The organism is Hahella chejuensis KCTC 2396 (assembly GCF_000012985.1).
Taxonomy (GTDB): Bacteria; Pseudomonadota; Gammaproteobacteria; order Pseudomonadales; family Oleiphilaceae; genus Hahella; species Hahella chejuensis.
In genome coordinates this window covers 1,006,796-1,029,819 of sequence record NC_007645.1, presented here as the reverse complement: position 1 = coordinate 1,029,819, position 23,024 = coordinate 1,006,796, and the positions used below count along the sequence as shown (strand labels likewise).

Sequence of the window (23,024 nt, the reverse complement as noted above, 5' to 3'; positions counted from 1 at the left end):
TACCAGTATAGACAGCCAATAAATTTTTGGAGAAAGAGTTCACCGATGGCTTTACTAAAAAAAACCTTTCCTTTATCTCCAGTTATAAAACTTTTACCTCTGTTACTGATGGGGTTACTGGTTCTGGGAGGCTGTCAATCCACGGGGTTTATGTTGCAGGCGATTCAGGGACAGTGGGAAATCCTGCAGAAAAAGCGCCCCATTGAAGAGGTCGTGCAGGAAGACGCAACGCCCCCCAATCTCCGTGAGCGGCTTGAATACGTCATACAGGTCAGAGAATTCGCCGCTACCTCCTTGCACCTTCCCGTGGAGGAAGCGTATAGCGAATATGCCGACCTTGAACGTCCCTATGTCGTCTGGAACGTTTTTGCAGCGCCGGAGTTTTCCATGCGCAGTAAAACCTGGTGTTACCCTATCGCAGGCTGCGTCGCCTACCAGGGTTACTTCGCCGAGCAGCCCGCCCATGAGGCGGCGGCTGAATTAGCGAGCGAAGCGTTCGACACCCATGTGGGCGGCGTCCCAGCTTACTCCACCTTGGGCTGGTTCAACGACCCGGTCCTGAACACATTCATATGGTATGACCCTGTGGACTTGGCCGGGCTGCTTTTTCATGAACTGGCGCATCGCAGACTCTATATAAAGGGAGACACCGCCTTTAATGAAAGCTGGGCGACCGCCGTCGAGCAGGAAGGGGTGCATCAATACCTTCAACACACCGCCAACACAACTTCTCAGAATACGCCGCCACTACTCAGCGCCTACTCCGCGGACGCCATTAACACGCGCTACGCCGTGCGCGCGCAGAGTCGGGAGCAGTTCGTCGCCTTGGTGAAGCAAACTATTGGCGAACTGGAAGCGCTATATAAAGAAGACATATCTCCAGAAGACAAGCGCGCCCGCAAGACGAAAATCATCGAAGCATTGCGCACCCGATACGCGGAGCTGGCGCAACAGCACAAGATATCTTCAGGCTATGAACGCTGGTTCAACGCGCCGATCAACAACGCCAAGTTACTGACCGTCGCCAATTACCACCAATGGACGCCAGGATTGCGTTACAAAATCCGCGAACTGAACGATCTCAATGCATTCTATCAGTGGTCGGAATCCTTGACGGACCTGAGTAAAGAAGAGCGCAAGGAGGTGTTGCAAGAATTGAATGAACTGGCGCAACACCCCGCAGCCAGTTCATGCAAGAGCGAGACAGATAAATAGAGGACGGTGCGGCCCCTTAGTCCAAATTTTTCACAAACACCTTCGAATTGCGCTGCAGGTTATACATGCTTTGCTTTTTCACCGGCAAATCCGCAACCTGTCCCAACTGAAAGCCCCGTTCGATAAACCAGTGGGCCGTCTGTGTGGTCAGAACAAAGAGCTTGCTCATCTTGGCGGACTTGGCGCGACGCTCAGCGTAAGCCAATAACTGGTCGCCGCGGCCCTGCTTGCGATAGCTGTTTCTGACCGCGACACAGGCCAACTCCACGCAGCGCTCATCTTCGAATTGATACAGGGCGGCGCAGCCAATGATAGCGCCGTCGCGATCATCAACGATGAAGTTGCCAATTTCCTGTTCGAGGAGTTCGCGAGACCGTCTTACCAGTATGCCCTGCTCTTCCAAAGGCCGGATCAACGCCAAGATGCCGCCGACATCATCAATGGTGGCGGGACGAATCTCATCATAGGAGTCATCGGTGATTAAGCTGCCGACGCCATCACGCGTAAACATCTCTTGCAGTAAAGCGCCGTCTTCCGCATAGCTGATCAGATGCGCTCGCCGCACCCCATTTTGCAAGGCGCGACAAACTGAAGAAAGCTGCCGATACTCTTCTGTGTCGGAGGATAAATTCTGCAAATGCTGTAATGCGTCATTCACAGATAAATCACGTAGAACACCGCCATCCGGCCCGGTTAGTCCCCGTTTAGGGCCAAAGACGATCAGCTTATCCGCCTTCAAAGCCACTGCAGCGGAAGCCGCCACATCTTCACAAGAGAGATTGAAAACTTCACCTGTCGGCGAATATCCCAGTGTAGGCAACAGGACGATCTGCCCCATCGCCAACAGCTTGTGAATGGGCTCCGCCTGGACTTTCCGGACAAACCCCGTATGACAGTGGTCAACCCCATCCACAACCCCTACGGGTTTCGCGATGACAAAGTTGCCGCTGATCACCTGCAGCGCAGCGCCGTGCATGGGAGAGTTCACCAGCCCCATGGACAGCTTGGCCTCCAGCTCCGTGCGCAAACGTCCAACCGCTTCGCACACGCAAGGTAAGGCCTCCCCATCTGTTATACGCACGCCATGATGATGGTGAGATTGTAAATCGGACTCCTGCAATCTGGCCTCGATCTGCGGCCGGGCGCCGAAGGCCACGACCAACCGCAGGCCCAGGCTGTTGAGCAGAGAAATGTCCTGCACGATCGTGTTTATTCCAGCATGCGCCAACGCTTCGCCGGTGAGAAGAATAACGACGGTTCGCCCACGATAAGCATTGATATAAGGCGACGAATGTCGGAACCAGTAAACCTGCTGCGCTGGATCGCGGTGCACAGCGCCGCCGGTTTGCGCGCCGAGGGAGGGAGGTTTTTCCTGATTTAATTCATTCATAGTCGCCAGTCTCAATTCTTTCCTGGGCGCATCCCAGGCGGTTAATCCAGCCATACGCTCATACTGAAGCTTTACTTACCTTCCAGCAGGAGCGACTGCCGCTTAGCATAAGGCAATTTGCAGATTTGAAAAGTCCGGGGATATAACTTATTCCGAGCGCTATAGACACAGACGTCGTATAAGCTCTTCCAGCAGTTTCATCATAGGGGGGATGCGATCCAGGGCTACGTATTCGTCAGGCTGATGCGCCTGATCAATATCTCCAGGTCCCAGCACAACCGTTTCCGCTCCCAACTGCTTGAAAAACGGCGCTTCCGTCGCAAACGCCACACTTCCGGAAGACTTGCCTGTCAGCTCTTCGCAAAGACGAACCAGGCGACTGTCTTCACGCTCCTGGAAACTGTCCACGCCATCAAACAGAGGCTGCAGCTGAATATCCACTTCATGCTTTTCCGCCACGCTACGCAATCGACGGCGGATACTGTCACGCACCGTCTCCATTGGCATACCTGGCATCAAGCGCACGTCATACTGCAGCTCACAACTCTTGCAGATGCGGTTGGGATTATCGCCGCCATGGATGCATCCCAGGTTGAGGGTTGGGTAAGGCACAGCGAAGCCTGGGTTGCTGTATTGCTCCATCCAGGAAGTGCGCAATTCTCTCAAACCAATCATCACATCCGTCATAGCCTCCAGAGCGTTGCGTCCTAACGCCGGTTGGGAGGAATGGCCAGAACGGCCTTCCACTTTGATGGCGTCCATCAAAATGCCTTTATGTTGCCGAATGGGGCGCATGCCTGTCGGCTCTCCGATGACGACATAGTCACCGTAGTTTTTAGCCGCCTGCATCAACCGCCGCGCGCCATCCATTGAGCTTTCTTCATCCGCCGTAGCGATCAACGTCACCGGCTTGCGTAAATACGCCAAGGCTGGCGCTAACGCCGCCAGCGCAAGAGCAAAAAAGCCTTTCATATCGCAAACGCCCAAGCCATACCATTTGCCGTCCCTTTCATTTAGCTTAAACGGGTCGCTACTCCAGGAACCTTCGTCATAGGGCACAGTATCCGTATGCCCCGCCAGCACCAGGCCGCCCTCGCCCTGGCCGGCTTTGGCGACCAGGTTCCATTTATCGCCAGCTTCGTTCACTGGCAGTAAGGCGACTTCCATCCCCAGGGTTTCGCACCATTGCGCCAACCGTTCCACCACAGGGCGGTTGCTTTGATCCCATCGAGGCAATGTACTGCTCACGGAAGGAATGGCGACTAACTCGCGAACCATGGTTTCCAGCTTCGGCAGCTCGGGCATGCGTACTCCTCTGGCTTGAACGTTAATTACGGGCCGCATGAGCGACCGCATAATGGCTATTTATATACCTTAACTTCAGCAATATCCCGCTTCTTAATATGGAAACTCACTGAGCCAGTCTGCAATGGCACGGCCACATCAATCTGATATTCCAAGACTTTTTCAATGCTGCCTTCGATCAACTTACCGGAGTTTTCCTTCAGTCTCACTGGATACCCGACATACGCGTCCAGCTCTTCCACTTCTACTTGGCGATACGCCTTTTCAACCTTGGGAGGCGGTGGCTTGGGGGCCTCCACAACCACTGGCGGAGGCGATAGAAACGCCTTCAACCTGGCCTGATCAATCGTTGCGCTCAAATCTGGAATCATGACTTGATTCATTCTGAGTTGCAGCCCCAGTGCATCAACGATGGAGTTCATGTCCATAAAGGCCAGCAAGCTGTAATCCAGCTCCTCAACGGGGTTCAGAATAAATTCGAAAGAACCGTCGCCTTTTAGGTAGTCTGCGTACGCATTGATCATATCAGCGCTTGGCGTTACACCCGCTTCAGCCATGATCTGCTGACTCTTCTCTACGCTTCCCTCTACAAATTGCGCAGGACTGTCGCCTGTTTTCTTAGTACAGAACAAGGTCAGACGCTTGATAAAGGAAGCATCCTCGTACAAATACGTCAGATATTTGAGGCGCGGCAACTTAGTCCCTTCCGATGGCGGCCAAGAGAAATTACGATCCACATCAATATCCAGACGCCCTTGGATATTGCTCACGCCCTGGATATCTGTGTTAAAAAACAGGCTCAACAGGGAAGACATTGAGTTGTAGTTATATCCCCAAGAGGCGTCTACCTGAAGGCGGTCGTATCCCATTTCACGCATCTCTTTTACATCAACGCCGTCCACATCGCCGCAGTCGATCGCCAGAAAATCCCCTATGTTATGAGAGCCGTCCGGCTCCGGTTTGTAATTCTCCCAAGAATCCACCATCGGCAGATTAGCGTGGACGATAGAGATTTCCAGCGACTCAGGCATCCCCGCATTCGAGCTTTGCGGCGAACGGCGATTCAAAGGGGAGTAGTAGTCAAGCATGGCGAATACAGACGGAAACTTCAGGCTGACTTCCTGAATGGGAATGGTCTCCCGCAGTTGGAAAGGCGTGAGCTTGACGTCTTTGATGATGATCTCACCTTCCAGATTGGAGCTGATCCAGCCGTAATCCACCGCCATATGAAGCGCCGTCGCTTCTTTAAACCTGGCGATAGCCTGATCCGTCTGATACCAGACCAGTCCTTTGAACGCCCCATAGGCCCCTAATACAACTAAAAAAGTAGTGACTATAAATTTCTTCATGAGGTCAGCATCCGAATATTTGCTTACTAATCAATGCGCGTCTTAATTAAAGCAGCCTAGTCCGCAAAAACAAACAGGCCCGGTGTGAACCGGGCCTCAGCCTGAAGGCTTTTCTGCGGTCTGGGGCCAGATCAGGCGTCGTCGCAGCCTTTGCGGGTTATCAAGGTGCCTACGCCTTCATCGGTAAAGATTTCCAGAAGCGTGGCGTGGGGGACCCGGCCATCAATGATATGCGCACTGTGCACGCCGTTTTTCACCGCCGACAGGGCGCATTCGATCTTGGGCAGCATTCCTCCGTGAATAGTGCCGTCAGCAATCAGCTCATCAACCTGTTTTGTGCTCAAGCCTGTAAGCACTTTGCCTTCCTTGTTCATCAAACCTGCAATATTGGTAAGCAGCATCAGCTTTTCCGCCTGCAGGACTTCAGCCACTTTACCTGCGACCAGATCGGCGTTGATATTATAGGAGGCGCCATCTTGCCCGACGCCAATCGGCGCAATGACAGGGATACAGTCGCTGTCGGTGAGCATGGTGATAATATCTTTACGCACGCCGGTTACTTCTCCGACATGACCAATGTCGATGATCTCCGGCTTTTGCATGTCAGGCGTGGCGCGGGTTACTTCCAGTTTACGCGCAGTAATGAAGTTGGCGTCTTTGCCTGTCAGACCAATAGCTTTTCCGCCGTTGCGATTGATCAAGGCCACGATGTCTTTATTAACCGAACCGCCCAGCACCATCTCCACCACATCCATGGTTTCGCTATCCGTGACGCGCAGCCCGTTTATAAAGCTGGATTTGATATTAAGCCGCTGCAGCAAATCGCCGATTTGCGGACCGCCGCCATGTACCACGATAGGGTTGATGCCTACCAGTTTCATCATGACCACGTCTCGGGCGAAGCTGTTCTTCAACTCTTCGTCCGTCATGGCGTTGCCGCCGTATTTGATCACAATGGTTTTACCCGCAAAGCGCTGTATGTAAGGCAGCGCTTTGCTCAATACCGCCGCAACCTGAAGGGCGTTATCTCGATCAAGCATAATTCCGTTAGTCTCCTGCGAATCTCAATACACAGTTTCAACGAGCCCACTCCCGGGCCCGCCGTGATTTAAAAAGGAATCGACAAAGAAGGGTCCACGGCCAGCAACTGGTCGCGGAAAACCTTTTGAATGCGCGCCAATGCTTCCTGACTCTCCGCTTCAAAGCGCATCACCAACACCGGCGTAGTATTGGAAGCCCGGCATAAACCCCAGCCATCGGCGTACTCAACTCTCACCCCATCGATGCTGGACACATTGCCATCACCCCAGGATGCGTTTTGAGACAGTTTTTCCATAACCATGAACTTGCTGCTATCGCTAACCGCAACATTGATTTCCGGTGTGGAAACATCCTCTGGAAACTCGTCAAACACGGCGTCTGCGTTACGTTCGTCAATACCCAGAATTTCCAGCAGGCGAGCCGCGCTGTATATGCCATCGTCAAAACCGAACCAACGCTCCTTGAAGAAAATATGGCCGCTCATCTCGCCCGCCAATAAAGCGCCAGTCTCTTTCATCTTCGCCTTGATCAGCGAGTGCCCAGTGCGCCACATGATTGGACGACCGCCATAACTGGAAATAAGAGAGTTCAATCGGCGGCTGCATTTCACATCGAAAATAACGTCAGCGCCAGGGTTACGCGAAACCACATCCTTGGCGAACAGCATCAATAGACGATCCGGCCAGATAATCTTGCCTTTCGCCGTGACAACGCCTATGCGGTCGCCATCACCGTCAAACGCCACACCAATATCGGCGCCTACTTCTTTGACCTTGGCAATGAGGGCTTGTAGATTTTCTGGCTTGCCAGGATCAGGATGATGGTTCGGGAAGTTACCATCCACTTCACAGAACAGGGGCGTTACTTCGCAGCCCAGTTCTTCAATCAACTTGGGCGCAATATCGCCAGCGACGCCGTTGCCTGCGTCCAACACCACCTTGAGCGGCGCAGCGACAGCAATATCATTGACAATGGCGTCAATATAATTCTGGCGGATGTCCTGATTTCTCAGCTCGCCCTGTCCTTTGACATAATTCTGCGTACGTATCCGCTGCAGCAGCTTCTGGATCTCCGCCTGCGCCAGCGTATCTCCCGCCAGCATCATCTTAACGCCGTTATATTCCGCGGGATTATGGCTGCCGGTCACCATTGCGCCAGAAAGCGTTTGAGTATGGTGCGCGGCAAAATAAAGCACCGGCGTGGGCACAAGTCCCACATTAATGACATTAACGCCAGTGGCCATAATCCCTTGCGCCAGCGCCTTAGCCAGGGCTGGGCTGGATTCGCGACCGTCATAGCCCAAGCACATATCCGTCACATTTCTCTGGCGCGCCTCCGATCCGAGCGCCCGCCCGATTTCATACATCACTTTGGCGTCTAAGGTGTCGTTCACAACCCCGCGAATATCGTAGGCACGGAAGATTGTATCGGAGACATTCACCACCTGGGATTCATTGACTTCCATTGACGCCCCCTCGCCAAAGTCGGAAGCCGGCTCGTCATCATGCAGCCCCAAAAGGTCGTCGTCGTCTCCCAACATGCTGATGTCCAATGCATCATCATTTTGAAATAGCGGCGCAGCCTCCTCCTTTTTGGCTGGCTGAGACGTCTTCTTGGCCGGGGCCGTCTCTGTCTCAGCAGCTGTGGCTTTGGATTTTGTGGGGATAGAACGCTTCACAGCGATCTGGCGCGCCTGATCCAGCAACACCACCATGGAGTGAAAGGCCAGCAGGGAGATCTTCGGCGAGCTTGGCTTTTCCCCCATAATGCAGGCCTGGCCGAACGCCGTAACCGTCGAAATATCCTTGCGCACCTTCTTAGTAAGCAAAAACACAGGCGCAGCCGCCAATCCCGCCGCCAATAAAGCGATAGCCAGCGCGACGACCCACAGCGTCTGGTCGCTATACGAAAAGCGGGCGGACTCGTTGGGGTAATACGCCACTTGCCATTGCGGCAAAGCAGTGCTCCCTACAAGCTTGTCGCCGGAGCCTTGGCCATGTTCTATCACTACTCGCTGCTGTCCGCCAGCGGACTGTAACAGTTGATACTTTCCACCGCCGGTCTGGCGCCAAGTAGGCTCAAGAATCTCTGTGCTGAACATCACCAATACGGTGCCGACTATAACGTTAGAGTCTGTTTGCACCGGCTTTACGACTTGAATAAACCACTTCTCGTTAGATACGAAGGCTTCCAGACGCACCGGCTTGCCCTGTTCTACATTGCGCACCATATCCAGGCTGGCGAAGCTCACCGGCACAGGAGATTCTGTGTCACGTACGCCTCTTCCCTTCGGGAACGCGACCGCTCGCACGGCAGCAGGCAAAGTTTTAGTGGCGATACCGGTAACTTGAGCACGCACCTGATCATCCACAAACCTGGCGGCGTCCACACTGCCCGCCAACACTGCGACCTGGTCCTCGATAAATTTCAGACGGTTGTTAATTACCGATACCGCCGCGTCCAGATTACTCTTCTGAGTTGCGGCGTTTACTTCATCCACCAAAGGCTGCAACACCGTAGACTTCAATACAAAAGCGGTGATGACGACACAAAGCGCCGCCAGGACCGCGCTCAATCCGGTAAAAAGTCCCGGACCGGCAAGCCCTTTGGTTTCCGTCTGTTTGCTGTTGTTCGCTGGGGCCGGTTTGGGCTTCTTTGCGCCATTACCGTTCGCTTTGCCGTTAGTCTCCGCCTGCTTCTTTTTCATCGGTTTCATTGATAAGCCAATTTACCTTTTTCGCATTTCGCCACATGGCCTCAGCGCGCCCTGCGCACACCGAGGCTAACGTCATGTAAAGAATACACATTTACTGCAACACGGCATACGCCGCTTAGTTGCGGCGGTTATCAAAACGGGCAAATGGCTATTTAGTTCCCGTTGAACCAAAGCCGCCTGCGCCACGTGAACTGTCGTCGAAGTCATCAACAATTTCAAAGCCGACTTGCACTACCGGCACGATAACCATCTGCGCTATACGTTCACCAACACTAATGGTGAATGCCTCATTCCCTCTATTCCAGCATGAGACCATGACTTCACCTTGGTAGTCCGAGTCAATCAGTCCAACCAGATTTCCCAGGACGATTCCGTGCTTGTGTCCCAGGCCCGAGCGGGGCAGCAGCATCGCCGCCAAGCCAGGATCAGAAAGATGAATCGCCATTCCCGTCGGGATAAGCGTAGTCTCCCCAGGCTGTAGCGTGACTGGTTCCGCCAGGCAGGCGCGCAAATCCAGACCAGCGGAGCCGTCAGTTGCATATGCAGGGAGTGGAATTTCATTGCCCAGACGTTTATCCAGAACTTTCACGAGTAATGCTTGTTTCATGAACCTCAGACCAAATTCAAATATCAGTGGATTGTGTTTTTTGATATTGCCGGACGATTTGAGACATTAATTGTCCAGCAAGCGCCTGCTTGGATTGTTTGGCTATTGGAATTACCTCATCCCGGCTGATGAGGGAAACTTCGTTATCATCGCTGTTAAACCCGATATCTTTGCGAGAGACATCGTTCGCGATGATCAAATTGATATTTTTACGCTCCAACTTACCGCGCGCATACTCCTCCACTTTCTGAGTTTCCGCAGCGAAGCCAACGGTAAATGGAGCGTTCGGCGCAGCGGCGACGTCCGCAAGAATATCAGGGTTGCGCGTCAAAGCTATCTGTAACTGTTCGGCGGACTTTTTCATTTTTTGGTCGGCAGTTGTAACAGGCCGATAGTCAGCGACCGCCGCCGCAGAGATGAAGATATCCGCTCCCGCCTGCACCGCAGCCAACGCCGCCGCATGCATCTCCAGTGCGCCTTCCACATTAACGACCTTCACGCCACTTGGCCGGGGCAAGGAAACCGGACCGGAAATCAAAGTGACCTGCGCGCCCATGCTGACCGCCGCCTCCGCCAAGGCATATCCCATTTTCCCCGAGCTGTCGTTACTGATGTAACGCACGGGGTCGATGCGTTCACGAGTCGGCCCGGCTGTAATCACAACATTGCAATACCTGAGTTCCCCCCCCGAAGCGAAATGTGCTTCCGTTAAAGCAAGCATAGCAGCCGGCTCCAACATGCGCCCAGGGCCCAGATCGCCACACGCCTGCTCACCCGCGTCAGGTCCCCATACAAAAGTACGAGGCCGAAGCGAAACCAGCTTTTGCACATTCGCTTGCGTCATAGGATTGCGCCACATGGCTTGGTTCATTGCCGGAGCAACCGCCAAAGGCGCGTCACTGGCCAGTAGCACAGTGGTGAGCAAGTCATCCGCCAACCCACCTGCGATCCGGGCTATTGCGTCCGCCGTTGCAGGCGCGACAATAATCAGGTCCGCCCAGCGGGCTAATTCGATATGGCCCATTCCCATCTCGGCTTCGGGGTCTAAGAGGCTGTCTCTGACGGGTCTACCAGACAGCGCCTGAAAAGTAAGCGGAGTAATGAACGCTTTCGCCCCCGAGGTCATCAGCACTTGCGTTTCAGCGCCGCTTTTTACCAACAACCGAGTCAATTCAGCACATTTATAAGCGGCGATTCCGCCAGTAATCGCCAATAAAATTTTTCTGCCGGTAAGCATCGCGTTACTTCACTCTGTCCCCGTTTTGACTGGGGCTACGATAGCACCAGTCCGTTTTTTTTTCATTGCATTTGTATATAATAGCGGCCGTTTTGATTGCCGTTGCATATCAATACACAGAAGTATCCATGGATGAACCTAACTAAAAGGGAATTTTATATGCCTATCTCAGATTGGCCGAAAGCCGACCGCCCTCGTGAAAAACTAATTGCCCACGGTTCCAGCAAATTAAGCGAAACTGAACTCCTGGCCATATTCTTCCGCACCGGCACTCGCGGACGGAGCGCAGTGGACCTTGCTCGCGATACAATCAATCATTTCGGGGGCCTGCGACCTCTACTGGACGCTTCCTTCGAAGAGTTCCGGCAAATACCCGGTCTCGGAGAAGCGAAGTTCACTCAACTGCAAGCTGCGACAGAGCTCGCCAAACGCTACCTGCAGGAAAAAATGCAGCGCAGCCATAACCTCACCAGCCCTGAATTAACACGTGAGTATCTCAGCGCGCACCTGCGCCATTACCCGTATGAAGTTTTCGCCGCCTTGTTTCTGGACAATCAACATCGCGTCATCGCCTACGAAGAACTCTTTCGCGGCACGATTGATTCCGCCAGCGTGCATCCGCGGGAAGTCGTTCGCAGAGTGCTAAAACACAACGCCGCCGCTATAATATTCGCTCACAATCATCCTTCTGGAGTCGCAGAGCCCAGTCTTAGCGACAAAGAAATTACAGAAACCTTGCGCAAAGCGTTGAGATTGGTTGACGTACGAGTCTTGGACCATATGATTGTCGGCGACGGAGAAGTCGTTTCTCTGGCGGAGCGGGGTTGGATTTGAGCACACCGCCCATATAAAAAAGCGCTTGCAGCGAAAAAGCAAAAAGAGACGCGATTAGCCCTATGGGAATTGTGCAAAAAATGCAAAACATTTTGCTTTGAACGCCTCTTTCTGCTATAAAGTCGTGCTCATTTTTACGGGTCTGGGTAAAGCGGGAAATTCTCCACCCAGAAGCAGGAATTTTTCAGTACCAACGTTTGGTTGGAGGCGAGTCAAATGTCTAGAGTTTGTCAGGTTACGGGCAAAAGCCCTATAACCGGTAACAATGTTTCTCACGCAAACAACAAAACCAAGCGCCGTTTTCTTCCGAATCTGCAAACTCATCGTTTCTGGGTCGAGAATGAAAAGCGCTTCGTTAAGTTGCGTGTTTCTACTAAAGGTATGCGAATCATCGATAAAGTCGGCATTGATAAAGTGCTGAGCGATATTCGCGCACGCGGCGGCAAGGTTTAAGGAGCTAGATTATGCGCGAGAAAATCAGATTGGTTTCTTCAGCTGGAACCGGCCATTTCTACACTACCACTAAAAATAAGCGCACTATGCCTGAGAAGATGGAGATCAAAAAGTTTGATCCTGTCGTTCGCAAGCACGTTGCTTATAAAGAAGCCAAGATCAAGTAAACATCTTACTTCTTCAAGATAACGGCCAAGCCTTCCTAGCTTGGCCGACCAAAGCCCGGCCTAGTCGGGTTTTTTTACGCCCTTTCCATACCCTACCGGCAACGCCACATCCACCGCAACGGGAAGGTGATCAGACACTGGAAAACAGACAACGCCCGCGTTTCTTATCTGTAGTCCAGGGCTAACCATAATATGATCAAGAGAGCGCTCTGGGCGCCAGCTGGGAAATGTATTTACCCGCTCAGGCAGTGACACCAGCGTCGTACGCCCCAGCGCGGTGGAGCTAAGCAGTTGTTCCGCATGGTTATTCAGATCTCCCATCAAAACAACATGCTCATACCCCTCAATTAATTTACAAACGTGCTCCAATTGCTGACATTGCGCCTTTTCACCAAGCGAAAGATGCAGCATCACCACAACAAGAGGATTAGTGGGATCGCCATAGGTTGCAATAATAGCGCCTCGCCCAGGAATGACGCCCGGCAGCTTGTGTTGCGTAACGGAATTCGGTCGATAGCGGCTCAACAGTCCATTACTGTGCTGAGCAATACGCCCAAGATTGCGGTTCAACTGCTGGAACCAGTACGGATGACCGCTTTTCTCCGCCAGATACTCCACCTGATTAACAAAGCCACTGCGGATACTGCCGCCATCGCATTCCTGCAGCGCAACAACATCATACTGACTCAACAAAGCGGCTATGCGATCAAGGTTCTTGTTGCGGGACTGGCTAGGCAAAACATGCTGCCAGCTACGCGTCACATAATGCCTGTATGCAGCGGTCGAAATGCCGACTTGGATATTGAAACTGAGGAGACGGATATGTCTGTGGTGGGGAAATTCTTCAGCAGCATTCATGTCGCCCTCCGTGACCGGAGAGCGACGAGGTAGTAGGACGCCAAATTTATCTCTGAACTTTTGATACACGCCCCACCACTCCTACTACGTTAGTTTTGTTAGCGCCCTCTCAGGAACCTTTGGCCTGACGCTCTTTCTCTATCAGGAAGTCCGCGACCTTAAGCATATCCTCGTAAGTCCCGCCACGAATAGCATCTATACGGTATTTACCATTCACCACCAGCGCCGGCACGCCAGTCGCTCTGGCGGAAAGCGCGCGGGAGGCCGCCTGCTCAACTTTAGACTTCACACTGAAAGAATTATAGGCCTTTTTAAACTGCGCCTCTTCAACGTCATATTGCGCGAAGAATTTGGCCAAATCGTCTTCAGAATTAAGAGACTGGTGATCTCTCGCCAAGGCGTCGAACAGAGGCTGATGCATTTTCTCTGAAACATCCAATGCTTCAGCGGCATAAAAAGCCTGGGCATGGGCCTTCCAGACTTTATTGAACACAGCTGGCGAACGGAAAAAGCTTACATCTTCCGGTAAGCTCTTTTTCCACACGTTGACGAGTGGATCAAACTTGTAACAGTGAGGACAGCCGTACCAGAACAACTCCACCACTTCGATTTTGGAAGCATCACGCACCGGAATCGGCGCAGGTAGCGTCTTGTAGTGCTGTCCCTCAACATAAGTCTCAGCTCTGGCCGCCAGAGCGACCAGACCCAAAGTCATTATTAATAGAATCCTGGCGAACTTCCGCATTTACGATCTCCGAGCTCCGTTGATTAAAAAATATTGCAGGCATGCAGTAAGGAAAAAAGTTTTACCTCTTACCATGCATTATGCAACTCCAGGGCCACGCTTATGACAAACAATTAATTTGGCTGCAAGCTGCGCATAACAAAAAAGGCGGACAATGCCGCCTTTTTTGAACAGGTATAGCTCAAACAGTGCTTAATGCAGACCTAAAATGTAGTTAGCCAGCGCTTTGATTTCCGCATCGCTCATATTCGCAGCAATATCGCGCATAATACGGCTTTCGCCATCATTGGAGCGGTCGCCGGAGCGGAAGTTCTGCAACTGCTTGGCGACATAGTCGGAATGCTGACCACTCAGACGTGGAAATCCAGCCGGAAAGTTTCCTGCGCCATCTGGAGAGTGGCAACCTGAACAGGCGGGAATGCCCTTGGCCGCATTACCTGCGCGATAAAGCGACTCACCTTGCTTCAAGGTTGCTTCACTGGCGGAGCCTACAGTGGCTGGCTGGCTGGCGAAGTACGCAGCAATATCGGCGATATCCTGTTCCGTAAGGCCGTCAGTCATCCCCGCCATTTCCGGTACTGGGCGATCACCGGATTTAATATCAAGAATCTGTTTGATCAAATACCTTTCGCCCTGTCCCGCCAGTTTGGGGAAGGTAGGAACGGCGCTGTTACCGTCCGCACCATGACAGGCCGCGCAAACTGCAGATTTGGTCTGTCCCTCCTTGGGGTCTCCCTCAGCGTGCGCCAGGCCAATCATACCCATCGCCAGCACCAAACCAGTTACGAAAATTCTCATTGTTGACCCCATCAGCTACCTATTAATTTGCAATTACATTGTTTGAGGCGCTTTGATCCAAGATACCCCAAGCACAATCAGTATCTTATTTTACCAATTCGCGCATGCTGCAATTACGTGAAAAGAACAGGATTATCTTCCCACGCCCTTAAAACGGTCTGGTATTATACATAAAACACTCAAAACATGAACGAATAAACAACGCGACATCGCCACTCGAAAACGCAGCTCCAGCATAGCGCTGCATCCATTCACATCTCGATAATTGAAAGCATTTAAGGTATGACCCAGACCACCAAACGCCCCGTCTCATATCAAAGCGCCCGCTTCCTTATGAGCGCAGAACAGCTGCAGCAGTGCCCTCCTGACGTGGGCGTAGAGGTCGCCTTCGCAGGACGTTCCAATGCAGGAAAATCCAGCGCTTTGAACGCGATCACGCAAAACGGAAAACTAGCGAAAACGTCCAAGACGCCAGGCCGCACTCAGCTGATCAATTTCTTCACCCTTAATAGTGAAGGTTGCCGCCTCGTCGACCTTCCCGGCTATGGCTACGCTAAAGTGCCGAAAGCCATGCTCGAAAAATGGCGGAGCAATTTGCAGCGCTATTTAGAACATAGATTGACGCTGAACGCATTGATCCTGGTCATGGATATCCGCCATCCTCTCAGTCCCTTCGATTGCAGCATGCTGGATTGGTGCGAAGCGCGGGATTTACCCACGCTGGTGCTGCTGACCAAAGCCGACAAGCTGAAGTATGGTCCGGCCAAGACCACACTGCAGGAAGTAAAGAAAGAGCTTAAGCAAAAGTGGCGCTTCCCCGTCGAAGCACAACTATTCTCATCCGTCAGCAAAGTAGGGGTTGAAGAAGCACATGCGTTTATGGACCGCTTTTTTATCCCACCTGACGAGACGACTTCAGACGTCGAAACTACGGAAGAGCCCCAAGCGTAGAGATCTCACAAACAGTTATTCATAACCCTAAATCATTGAGAACGCTGGGGGAATAGTTCTGCTGCAAACCTGTCACCTGATCATAGAATGCAGGTTGAAGATACGGTGTCTCCAGGCAGATCACTTGGTATATCCCGTGTTTGAGAGTGTCTTTACGGATCAAAGCGCTCTCTTCATCCGCGGCGGTTTTAAGAAACGACATCCAGTTCGTCACCACCAGCCAGACGTTTAAGGCCAAAGATCGACGTAAGTGATCGGAAACCGGCCTCAGAATTCCAGACAACTCCATTCCCTGAATGATATTCACTACACTGCCGATACAGCGCTGGGTGAATTTCCGATAGTCCGTCTTCAAGCGTTCATCCGATTCCAGATAATGTTCCAGGTCGCGATGAAAAAAACGATAACTCCACAACCCATCGAACACAGACTCCAGATAGTCGAACTGATCCTCCACCGTCAGCGGTCGCCCTTCTGGCGCCTGCAGGTAATGGTTGACCAGCAGTTGATACTGCAAAAAAATCTCGTAAATAATGTCCGTTTTATTGCGAAAGTGATAATAGAGGTTGCCTGGCGAGATACCTAAGTGAGAGGCGATATGGTTGGTGGTGACATTGCGCTCTCCGCGCTCGTTGAATAAATCCAGACTGGCTAAAATAATCTTTTCTCTAGTGTTCATTACGACTGCTCTGATCCAAACCGGCGGCTTTCATTATGAATAGTTCCTTCTACACATCCAGGCCTTGACACCTAGAGTATATACTCTAAAAATATAACCACTGATGCAAGCGCAGAAAAACAAAAATCAGCACGACGGGGCAAGACGCCCAGGAGGCGATAATGGCGGCGGACGTTCTCACGATTACTACCAGCAAGAAGGAAATTCAGCACCTGCACCGAGCGTTTCACGCGCAAAAACGTGCGTTTGAGCATGACCCGAACCCCAGTTACGAGGTGCGGCGCGACACGTTGATTCGCTTGAAGAAAGCGTTACTCAACAATCAAGAGGCGCTGCTTGACGCCATTAACGAAGACTTTTCCTCCCGTTCTCGCGACGAAACGCTTTTAGCGGAATTTATGCCCGCTATCCAGGGCATCAACTATACGCTGAAGCATCTTAAGTCCTGGATGAAGCCGTCCCGCCGACAAGTCGGCTTGCTGTTTTTCGGTTCCGAAAATGCGGTACATTACCAAGCACTCGGTGTCGTTGGCGTTATTTCGCCCTGGAATTACCCTCTCAATCTGGCGGTTGGTCCTCTGATAACGGCGTTGGCGGCAGGCAACCGGGCGATGATAAAGATGTCCGAGTACACACCGCGCACCTCCCAGGTATTTCAGGATTTGATGGCCAACACCTTTAGCGAAGACTTGGTGTCCGTGATTATCGGCGAAGCCGATGTCGCCGCCGAGTTTTCTCGCCTGCCATTTAATCATCTGATATTCACTGGCTCCACTGCGGTTGGCCGCATGGTGATGCGGGCGGCTGCGGAAAACCTTACCCCAGTGACGTTGGAGCTGGGCGGCAAGTCCCCGGCGGTTATTTCGAAAAATATTCCAATCTCTGACGCCGCGGAGCGGATCGCCTTCGGCAAAGCGTTTAACGCCGGCCAAACCTGTATTGCCCCAGACTACGTTTTATGTCCCGAAGACAAAGTAGAGCACTTCATCGACGCCTTTAGAGAAAAGTTTCGCAAGCTGTATCCGTCATTGAAAGACAACCCGGATTACACTGCGATCATCAACGACCGCCAACTCAAGCGCCTGAACGGCTACTTGAAAGACGCGGAAGAGAAAGGCGCCACGCTGATTGAAGTAAATCCGGCCAATGAGGATTTCAGCCGCGGCGCCCGCAAACTCCCGCTGACGCTTATTCTCAACGCCACGCCGGAAATGAAGGTGTTGCAGGAGGAAATATTCGGTCCTTTACTGCCAATTGTCCCCTATCATTCCATCGACGACGCCATTCGTTACATTAACAATCGCCCTCGCCCTTTGGCGCTCTATTACTTCGGCTACAAGAAAAGCGAGCAGAAACATTTGCTGGAGCACACCCACGCAGGCGGCGTCTGCATAAACGATACACTGGTGCATTTCGCTCAGGACGACCTCCCCTTCGGCGGAATCGGGGACTCTGGCATGGGTCACTATCACGGCAGGGAAGGCTTCCTCAATTTCTCCAACCACAAAGCCGTGCATACGAAGCAGCGTTTCCATAGCGGAAAAATTATCTTTCCCCCTCACGGCACATTGCTGCACCAATTGGTATATAAGCTGTTCCTGCGATAGCGGGGACAGCTTTATTGGCATTACTCGAACCAGATACGGCTCATCGAGCGTCCGCCGCCATACGTGACTGACGCTCGGCTTGCGCAGCGCCTTTATGGCGCGTAGCCTATACGCGAATTGCGCGCCGTACAGGCCAAGCGCTCACAGATACTCATAACCCTCTTTAGCTGACGCCGGAATCTTCCGTCTATGAATACCGTTATTTACCCAGGCACCTTTGACCCTATCACTAATGGTCACAAAGACTTGATCGCCCGCGCCTCGCGCATCTTCGATAAAGTGGTGGTGGCCGTCGCAGCCAGCCCGAAAAAGAATCCCCTGTTTTCACTGGAAGAGCGGGTGGACCTGGTGCGTCAGGTCGTCAAGCCGTTCCCTAATGTGGACGTAAAAGGGTTCAGTAATCTGTTAGCGGACTTCGTACAACAGAATCAAGCCAATATCATTCTTCGCGGACTCCGCGCCGTGTCCGATTTTGAGTATGAGTTCCAGCTTGCAGACATGAACCGAAAGTTGGCCCCGAATGTAGAAAGCCTGTTTCTGACCCCCGCCAACCATCTGTCTTACATCTCCTCTACGCTGATCAGAGAAATCGCTGCGCTAGGCGGCGATGTGACGGAGTTTGTAGATCCCATCGTGTCTAAAGCCTTGCAACAACAATTCGCATTGCGCAAGTGATTACCGGGTTGTGTTTTTGATACAATCAGCGTGTTTCTAGAGCACTGTATAGTCGGATAGGGCGAGAAAAGAGTGGCGTCGGCCACCCTGTCCGACAAGCATGAGGTACCCTATGGCGCTAATGATTACGGACGACTGCATCAATTGTGATGTATGCGAGCCGGAATGCCCGAATGAAGCGATTTCTCCGGGCGAAGAAATATATATTATCGATCCCAACAAATGCACTGAGTGCGTCGGCCACTATGACGAACCACAGTGCCAGCAGGTATGCCCTGTCGACTGTATTCCTCTGGACCCTGACAAAGTGGAAACTGAAGAGGAACTGATGACGAAATATTACAAATTGACAGGCAACACGCCCGCCTGATTCTATTTCAGGGACGGACCTATCTCCTGTCCGTCCCAACCTTTATTTCTACACTTCTCCATACTTCCCCATATAAATTCGGCAAAGAATCCTCACTCGCTTTAACTTGTTTTTACCTGATATAAAGGACTTACCCTCATTAGTTCACGACATTTTTAAGCAATGTAAGCTAAACTTATAAGCTGGAAATGTATTTCCAAACGGTGAGGCCGTCTCATCATTGTATTTTTGCTGGAGATAGATCATGGCTACCCGTGAGCGAGAAAAGAAAGAAGCGGAAGACGAGCAAATGACCGAAGCACAGCGGTTGACGCTGCTTGAAAAAAGCATGTCGCTGAACCGCTTTTTCTTGCTGCTGCTCGCCATGCTGATCGTGGTGACCCTGTCCGTCACGATTACAGTTTCCATCATCAGCGCCATGGACGGAGGAGATACCGCCAAAACGGCGGAGATCGTCGATCTGCAGAACAAAGTACAGGAGTTGCGACAGGAACTCCAAGCCACCCGTGAGCAAGTCGCGACCTTGAACGCCCAAATCCCTGCCATGAAAACAGCCATCGCTAATGGCAGCGCACCCGCTTTTCAACGCCTGTTGCTGAAACAGGAAGCCAGCTATCAGGAGTTTATCCGCGGCGTCAAAGAAGGCATGTATGACTTGGCTCGCATGGTGCCAGGGTCTCGCACCTGGCTGGAGCTCTACAACGAGAAGATGGATCGCGCGCTCCAGCTCAGTCAAGAGCGCCAGCGGGAGCTGCAGCGGCTGAATACCGGCGGCGTACTGGTAGAACCGGGCGGCTGAACGTCTGTTCAGCTTCCTTCGCTCTCAGCCCCCATCAATACGGACATCCAGCGGGTTTCTTCGCTGGAGTCCAAAGCAATCTTGAGCATCATGGTCAGAGGAACGGACAGCAGCATTCCTACCGGCCCAAGCACCCAACCCCAGAAGACAAGAGATAGAAACACCACCAACGTGGACAACCCCAGACCTCGCCCCATAAATTTGGGTTCGATAATGTTTCCCATCACCACGTTAATGACCACATAGCCAACGCCAGCAATAGCCGCATGACCGGGTCCGAGTTGAATCAGCGCCAATAACACGGCGGGAATCGCCGCAATGATTGAGCCTATGTTAGGAATGAAATTGAATAAGAACGCCAGCAGCGCCCATAGCAGCGCATAATCCACACCCAACGTCAGCAACATGACCCAGACCGTCAATCCCGTTACCAGACTGATAATGGTCTTTATCGACATGTAACGTTTTACATTGTCGAGAAAAAAATCCAAGCGCTCGAAGGTCATGCGCTCCTCAAAGGCGCGATGCAGCTTATTGGGCAGCACAGTAGCCTCAAACACCATAAAAACCACAGTGAGAACGATGAGAAAGGCGTTGGATAATACGCCCCCCAACCCACCCAGCATATTCGCCGCGGCTTTGAGCAGTGAGCCGGGGTTGAAGTAATTCTTCACCACATCCTGCGAAATGTGTATCCCCAGAGAATTGAGCCAGTTGATAAACTCCCCACTCACTCCCTGCAGGCGCTCCTGATAAAAATCCAGATTTTCCTTAAAGTCCGCCAATGATGAGGCTATGACGCTCACAACCAGTAACTGCGCGCAGGTGATGCCCACCAGCACCAGAACCAAGGAAAGCCAGGCAGGTACGCCCTTGGACTGGAGAAAAACAAATGGCGGCGTACACAAAATGGCGAAAAATGCGGAAAGGAGAAAAACCGAAACAATGGATTCCGCCTGTTTAACACCAGCGACGACAATGATGAACGCCGCCAGGGTAATTAAAAATCGCGCGCCTGCAGAGAAGCCTGCCTGCTGAGACATAAGAAATGCTCCTGGAAATTACGGAGAGGGCCCCCTAGACGGAAGCCAACTGAGTAAGCAAAAAGTTCTGGGCGTTGAAACGCTCTTCGCCCTCTTCTATCGCCTTACGCTCATAGGAGCCGTCAGGCTGCAGAAGCCATGCGTTGGAGTTATCCCGCAAGTAAGCATCCAGCTCGCTTTTAATACGCTCCGCCAACTCTTTTCGCTCGATGGGGAAACAGGTCTCCACCCGATTCAACAGGTTGCGCACCATCCAATCCGCACTGGATGCATACACTTCATGCTTGCCATGATTGTGGAAATAGAACGCGCGCGTATGCTCCAGAAAACGTCCGACAACCGAACGCACCTGGATATTTTCGGACACTCCGGGGACCCCCGGACGCAAGCAGCAAATGCCGCGAATAAGCAGGTCGATGCGCACCCCAGCCTGCGAGGCTTCATACAGCGCCGTGATGACTTTGGGCTCTGTCAGCGCATTAAACTTGGCGAGGATATACGCCTCTTTACCCGCTTTAGCATTCTCCGCTTCACGGCTGATCAGCCCCAGCAACTTGTCATGCAATGTGAACGGCGCATGGAACAGCTTCCTGATCTTTAACGCTTTGCCCATGCCGGTCAGCTGCAGGAATATTCTGTGCACATCTTCACACAGGGCGTTCTCCGCGGTCAGCAGGCTGTAGTCCGTGTATAGTCTGGCGTTGCTGGCGTGGTAGTTGCCGGTGCCCAAATGCACATAGCGTCGCAACTGGCCTTCTTCGCGCCGCACGATCAAAATCATTTTGGCGTGGGTCTTAAAGCCGACCACGCCATACACCACGATAACCCCCGCTTCCTGCAGGCGGCTCGCCAACTCCAGATTTTCCGCCTCGTCGAAGCGGGCGCGCAGCTCGATAACCGCCGTCACTTCCTTACCACGACGGGCGGCGTCAACCAAAGCCGCGACTATTTCAGACTGGCTGCCTGAGCGATACAGCGTCTGGCGGATGGCCAATACATTGGGGTCTTTCGCGGCCTGGCGCAGCAGGTCAATGACCGGCGTAAAGCTCTGAAAAGGATGCAGCAGCAGAATGTCCTGCTTGGCGACAACCTCAAACAGATTTTCTTTATGCCGCATTTCTTTGGGTAATCCAGGGGTAAACCCCGGGTACTGAAGATCAGGCCGATTAACAAAGTCATTTACGGCAAGCAAACGCGTCAGGTTGACGGGGCCCGCGACGCGATAGCACTCTGTCTCAGTCAGGCCAAACTCCTGCAACAAAAACTGCACCAGTTCTTCAGGGCAATTATCCGCCACCTCCAACCGCACCGCATCGCCAAAACGACGACTCAGAAGCTCCCCGCGCAACGCCTGCGCCAGGTCTTCCATGTCGTCTTCTTCCAGCACCAAGTCCGCATTACGAGTGATACGGAACTGATACATCCCCTTCACGGTCATGCCCGGGAACAGGTCATCTGCATGGGCGTGAATGACGGAAGAAAGGAAGATCAGATTGTCGCCGCCTTCGCAGACTTCATCCGGCAACCGCACCAACCTTGGCAACGAACGCGGAGCCGGAACGATCGCCATACCTGTCTCGCGGCCGAAGGCGTCTTTACCATCCAGCTCAACAATAAAGTTCAGGCTCTTATTGACAAGACGGGGAAAGGGGTGACTGGGGTCAAGGCCGATGGGGTTGATGACCGGCAGCAGTTCACGCTCAAAGTACTGGGCCACCCAGTCTCGCTGCGTAGGCGTCCAGTCTGCGCGGCGCAGAAAGAAGATATTTTCCTGCTCCAGTGCGGGAATCATTAAATCGTTCAGCTCACTATACTGCTGCTCAACCAGCTTGTGCGCCTGCTCGGCGATATGCTGTAAAGTCTGCGCTGGCGACATGCCGTCGGCGCCGACCGTTTCGCGTCCGTATTTGATCTGCTGCTTAAGGCCCGCCACCCGGATCTCGAAAAACTCGTCCATGTTGCTGCTGAAGATGCATGAAAACATCAGCCTCATCAGCAGCGGGTGGGAGGTGTCCATGACCTGATTCAACACTCGGGCGTTAAACTGCAGATGGCTCAGCTCACGGTTGAAGAAATACTCGGAACTGTTCAGGTCTATCACAGGGACCTGTGAGGAGTCCATCTCCCCTTCTAACACATCGTTAACGGCAACCGTTGTCGAATCGCTACTCATGAAACTGTAATC

General features: G+C 52.4%; 22 protein-coding genes. 9 read left to right on the top strand and 13 right to left on the bottom strand.

Going from position 1 to position 23,024, the window contains the following annotated elements; all coding sequences use genetic code 11:
- The first annotated feature begins 45 nt into the window (after positions 1 to 45).
- Positions 46 to 1,215, top strand: coding sequence for an aminopeptidase (locus HCH_RS04650; protein WP_011394988.1), 1,170 nt, complete (start codon positions 46 to 48; stop codon positions 1,213 to 1,215).
- Between the two features lie 16 nt (positions 1,216 to 1,231).
- On the opposite strand, the gene argA is transcribed toward HCH_RS04650, so the two are convergent.
- From argA to coaBC, 7 genes are all read right to left on the bottom strand, one after another.
- Positions 1,232 to 2,659: an amino-acid N-acetyltransferase gene (gene argA / locus HCH_RS04645; protein WP_238384969.1), complete on the bottom strand. Its 1,428-nt coding sequence runs from the start codon at positions 2,657 to 2,659 to the stop codon at positions 1,232 to 1,234.
- Positions 2,660 to 2,764: 105 nt separating this feature from the next.
- Complete coding sequence (argE, locus tag HCH_RS04640; RefSeq protein ID WP_011394986.1) at positions 2,765 to 3,910, bottom strand: acetylornithine deacetylase; 1,146 nt, start codon at positions 3,908 to 3,910, stop codon at positions 2,765 to 2,767.
- A 56-nt stretch (positions 3,911 to 3,966) separates the two neighbouring features.
- On the bottom strand, positions 3,967 to 5,259 hold the full coding sequence (locus HCH_RS04635) for a hypothetical protein (RefSeq protein ID WP_011394985.1): 1,293 nt from the start codon (positions 5,257 to 5,259) through the stop codon (positions 3,967 to 3,969).
- Positions 5,260 to 5,390: 131 nt separating this feature from the next.
- Positions 5,391 to 6,299 (bottom strand): acetylglutamate kinase, encoded by a 909-nt coding sequence (argB, locus tag HCH_RS04630; protein ID WP_011394984.1) that lies wholly within the window; start codon positions 6,297 to 6,299, stop codon positions 5,391 to 5,393.
- Between the two features lie 68 nt (positions 6,300 to 6,367).
- A complete protein-coding gene (locus HCH_RS35095; RefSeq protein ID WP_011394983.1) occupies positions 6,368 to 9,016 on the bottom strand; it encodes a phosphomannomutase/phosphoglucomutase in 2,649 nt (882 codons plus the stop codon).
- Positions 9,017 to 9,164: 148 nt separating this feature from the next.
- Complete coding sequence (gene dut / locus HCH_RS04620) at positions 9,165 to 9,623, bottom strand: dUTP diphosphatase (protein ID WP_011394982.1); 459 nt, start codon at positions 9,621 to 9,623, stop codon at positions 9,165 to 9,167.
- Positions 9,624 to 9,639: 16 nt separating this feature from the next.
- Positions 9,640 to 10,860: a bifunctional phosphopantothenoylcysteine decarboxylase/phosphopantothenate--cysteine ligase CoaBC gene (gene coaBC / locus HCH_RS04615; protein ID WP_011394981.1), complete on the bottom strand. Its 1,221-nt coding sequence runs from the start codon at positions 10,858 to 10,860 to the stop codon at positions 9,640 to 9,642.
- Positions 10,861 to 11,019: 159 nt separating this feature from the next.
- On the opposite strand from coaBC, the gene radC reads away from it, so the two are divergent.
- The 3 genes from radC to rpmG all read left to right on the top strand — a co-directional run bounded on the left by radC (position 11,020) and on the right by rpmG (position 12,314).
- Positions 11,020 to 11,694: a RadC family protein gene (radC, locus tag HCH_RS04610; protein ID WP_011394980.1), complete on the top strand. Its 675-nt coding sequence runs from the start codon at positions 11,020 to 11,022 to the stop codon at positions 11,692 to 11,694.
- Between the two features lie 216 nt (positions 11,695 to 11,910).
- A complete protein-coding gene (gene rpmB, locus HCH_RS04605; RefSeq protein ID WP_011394979.1) occupies positions 11,911 to 12,147 on the top strand; it encodes a 50S ribosomal protein L28 in 237 nt (78 codons plus the stop codon).
- An 11-nt stretch (positions 12,148 to 12,158) separates the two neighbouring features.
- Complete coding sequence (gene rpmG / locus HCH_RS04600; protein WP_011394978.1) at positions 12,159 to 12,314, top strand: 50S ribosomal protein L33; 156 nt, start codon at positions 12,159 to 12,161, stop codon at positions 12,312 to 12,314.
- Between the two features lie 60 nt (positions 12,315 to 12,374).
- Here rpmG and HCH_RS04595 read toward each other — a convergent pair whose 3' ends face one another.
- The 3 genes from HCH_RS04595 to HCH_RS04585 form a co-directional block, all read right to left on the bottom strand.
- Entirely contained in the window at positions 12,375 to 13,172 is a 798-nt protein-coding gene (locus HCH_RS04595) for an endonuclease/exonuclease/phosphatase family protein (RefSeq protein ID WP_011394977.1), read from the bottom strand.
- A 109-nt stretch (positions 13,173 to 13,281) separates the two neighbouring features.
- On the bottom strand, positions 13,282 to 13,887 hold the full coding sequence (locus tag HCH_RS04590; protein ID WP_011394976.1) for a thiol:disulfide interchange protein DsbA/DsbL: 606 nt from the start codon (positions 13,885 to 13,887) through the stop codon (positions 13,282 to 13,284).
- Positions 13,888 to 14,109: 222 nt separating this feature from the next.
- Entirely contained in the window at positions 14,110 to 14,715 is a 606-nt protein-coding gene (locus HCH_RS04585; protein WP_011394975.1) for a c-type cytochrome, read from the bottom strand.
- Positions 14,716 to 14,997: 282 nt separating this feature from the next.
- On the opposite strand from HCH_RS04585, the gene yihA reads away from it, so the two are divergent.
- Positions 14,998 to 15,666 carry a ribosome biogenesis GTP-binding protein YihA/YsxC gene (yihA, locus tag HCH_RS04580; RefSeq protein WP_011394974.1) on the top strand — a complete coding sequence of 223 codons (669 nt, stop codon included), beginning with the start codon at positions 14,998 to 15,000 and terminating at the stop codon, positions 15,664 to 15,666.
- Positions 15,667 to 15,685: 19 nt separating this feature from the next.
- Here the strand turns inward: yihA and HCH_RS04575 are convergent, their stop codons facing one another.
- Positions 15,686 to 16,345, bottom strand: a complete 660-nt coding sequence (locus HCH_RS04575) for a TetR/AcrR family transcriptional regulator (RefSeq protein ID WP_011394973.1) — start codon at positions 16,343 to 16,345, stop codon at positions 15,686 to 15,688.
- 161 nt (positions 16,346 to 16,506) lie between these two features.
- Between HCH_RS04575 and HCH_RS04570 the strand changes: the two genes are divergently transcribed.
- The 4 genes from HCH_RS04570 to HCH_RS04555 all read left to right on the top strand — a co-directional run bounded on the left by HCH_RS04570 (position 16,507) and on the right by HCH_RS04555 (position 19,796).
- Complete coding sequence (locus HCH_RS04570) at positions 16,507 to 17,952, top strand: coniferyl aldehyde dehydrogenase (RefSeq protein ID WP_011394971.1); 1,446 nt, start codon at positions 16,507 to 16,509, stop codon at positions 17,950 to 17,952.
- A gap of 189 nt (positions 17,953 to 18,141) precedes the next feature.
- Positions 18,142 to 18,627: a pantetheine-phosphate adenylyltransferase gene (gene coaD, locus HCH_RS04565; protein WP_011394970.1), complete on the top strand. Its 486-nt coding sequence runs from the start codon at positions 18,142 to 18,144 to the stop codon at positions 18,625 to 18,627.
- Positions 18,628 to 18,739: 112 nt separating this feature from the next.
- The gene (locus HCH_RS04560) at positions 18,740 to 18,997 is read left to right on the top strand and encodes a YfhL family 4Fe-4S dicluster ferredoxin (protein ID WP_011394969.1); all 258 of its coding nucleotides are present in this window, start codon (positions 18,740 to 18,742) and stop codon (positions 18,995 to 18,997) included.
- A 244-nt stretch (positions 18,998 to 19,241) separates the two neighbouring features.
- Positions 19,242 to 19,796 (top strand): hypothetical protein, encoded by a 555-nt coding sequence (locus tag HCH_RS04555; RefSeq protein ID WP_011394967.1) that lies wholly within the window; start codon positions 19,242 to 19,244, stop codon positions 19,794 to 19,796.
- Positions 19,797 to 19,804: 8 nt separating this feature from the next.
- Here HCH_RS04555 and HCH_RS04550 read toward each other — a convergent pair whose 3' ends face one another.
- Positions 19,805 to 20,839: an AI-2E family transporter gene (locus tag HCH_RS04550; protein WP_011394966.1), complete on the bottom strand. Its 1,035-nt coding sequence runs from the start codon at positions 20,837 to 20,839 to the stop codon at positions 19,805 to 19,807.
- Between the two features lie 34 nt (positions 20,840 to 20,873).
- Complete coding sequence (gene ppk1, locus HCH_RS04545; RefSeq protein ID WP_011394965.1) at positions 20,874 to 23,012, bottom strand: polyphosphate kinase 1; 2,139 nt, start codon at positions 23,010 to 23,012, stop codon at positions 20,874 to 20,876.
- Positions 23,013 to 23,024 lie beyond the last annotated feature (12 nt).

Bases quoted from the DNA above. Each gene is read 5' to 3' on its own strand.
- HCH_RS04590 (WP_011394976.1), bottom strand. From the start codon at position 13,887: ATGACTTTGGGTCTGGTCGCTCTGGCGGCCAGAGCTGAGACTTATGTT.
- HCH_RS04575 (WP_011394973.1), bottom strand. From the start codon at position 16,345: ATGAACACTAGAGAAAAGATTATTTTAGCCAGTCTGGATTTATTCAAC.
- HCH_RS04650 (WP_011394988.1), top strand. From the start codon at position 46: ATGGCTTTACTAAAAAAAACCTTTCCTTTATCTCCAGTTATAAAACTT.
- HCH_RS04585 (WP_011394975.1), bottom strand. From the start codon at position 14,715: ATGAGAATTTTCGTAACTGGTTTGGTGCTGGCGATGGGTATGATTGGC.
- HCH_RS04550 (WP_011394966.1), bottom strand. From the start codon at position 20,839: ATGTCTCAGCAGGCAGGCTTCTCTGCAGGCGCGCGATTTTTAATTACC.
- dut (WP_011394982.1), bottom strand. From the start codon at position 9,623: ATGAAACAAGCATTACTCGTGAAAGTTCTGGATAAACGTCTGGGCAAT.
- HCH_RS04570 (WP_011394971.1), top strand. From the start codon at position 16,507: ATGGCGGCGGACGTTCTCACGATTACTACCAGCAAGAAGGAAATTCAG.
- radC (WP_011394980.1), top strand. From the start codon at position 11,020: ATGCCTATCTCAGATTGGCCGAAAGCCGACCGCCCTCGTGAAAAACTA.
- ppk1 (WP_011394965.1), bottom strand. From the start codon at position 23,012: ATGAGTAGCGATTCGACAACGGTTGCCGTTAACGATGTGTTAGAAGGG.
- rpmG (WP_011394978.1), top strand. From the start codon at position 12,159: ATGCGCGAGAAAATCAGATTGGTTTCTTCAGCTGGAACCGGCCATTTC.
- rpmB (WP_011394979.1), top strand. From the start codon at position 11,911: ATGTCTAGAGTTTGTCAGGTTACGGGCAAAAGCCCTATAACCGGTAAC.
- HCH_RS35095 (WP_011394983.1), bottom strand. From the start codon at position 9,016: ATGAAACCGATGAAAAAGAAGCAGGCGGAGACTAACGGCAAAGCGAAC.
- argA (WP_238384969.1), bottom strand. From the start codon at position 2,659: ATGGCTGGATTAACCGCCTGGGATGCGCCCAGGAAAGAATTGAGACTG.
- yihA (WP_011394974.1), top strand. From the start codon at position 14,998: ATGACCCAGACCACCAAACGCCCCGTCTCATATCAAAGCGCCCGCTTC.
- HCH_RS04555 (WP_011394967.1), top strand. From the start codon at position 19,242: ATGGCTACCCGTGAGCGAGAAAAGAAAGAAGCGGAAGACGAGCAAATG.
- coaD (WP_011394970.1), top strand. From the start codon at position 18,142: ATGAATACCGTTATTTACCCAGGCACCTTTGACCCTATCACTAATGGT.
- argE (WP_011394986.1), bottom strand. From the start codon at position 3,910: ATGCCCGAGCTGCCGAAGCTGGAAACCATGGTTCGCGAGTTAGTCGCC.
- HCH_RS04560 (WP_011394969.1), top strand. From the start codon at position 18,740: ATGGCGCTAATGATTACGGACGACTGCATCAATTGTGATGTATGCGAG.
- HCH_RS04635 (WP_011394985.1), bottom strand. From the start codon at position 5,259: ATGAAGAAATTTATAGTCACTACTTTTTTAGTTGTATTAGGGGCCTAT.
- argB (WP_011394984.1), bottom strand. From the start codon at position 6,299: ATGCTTGATCGAGATAACGCCCTTCAGGTTGCGGCGGTATTGAGCAAA.
- coaBC (WP_011394981.1), bottom strand. From the start codon at position 10,860: ATGCTTACCGGCAGAAAAATTTTATTGGCGATTACTGGCGGAATCGCC.
- HCH_RS04595 (WP_011394977.1), bottom strand. From the start codon at position 13,172: ATGAATGCTGCTGAAGAATTTCCCCACCACAGACATATCCGTCTCCTC.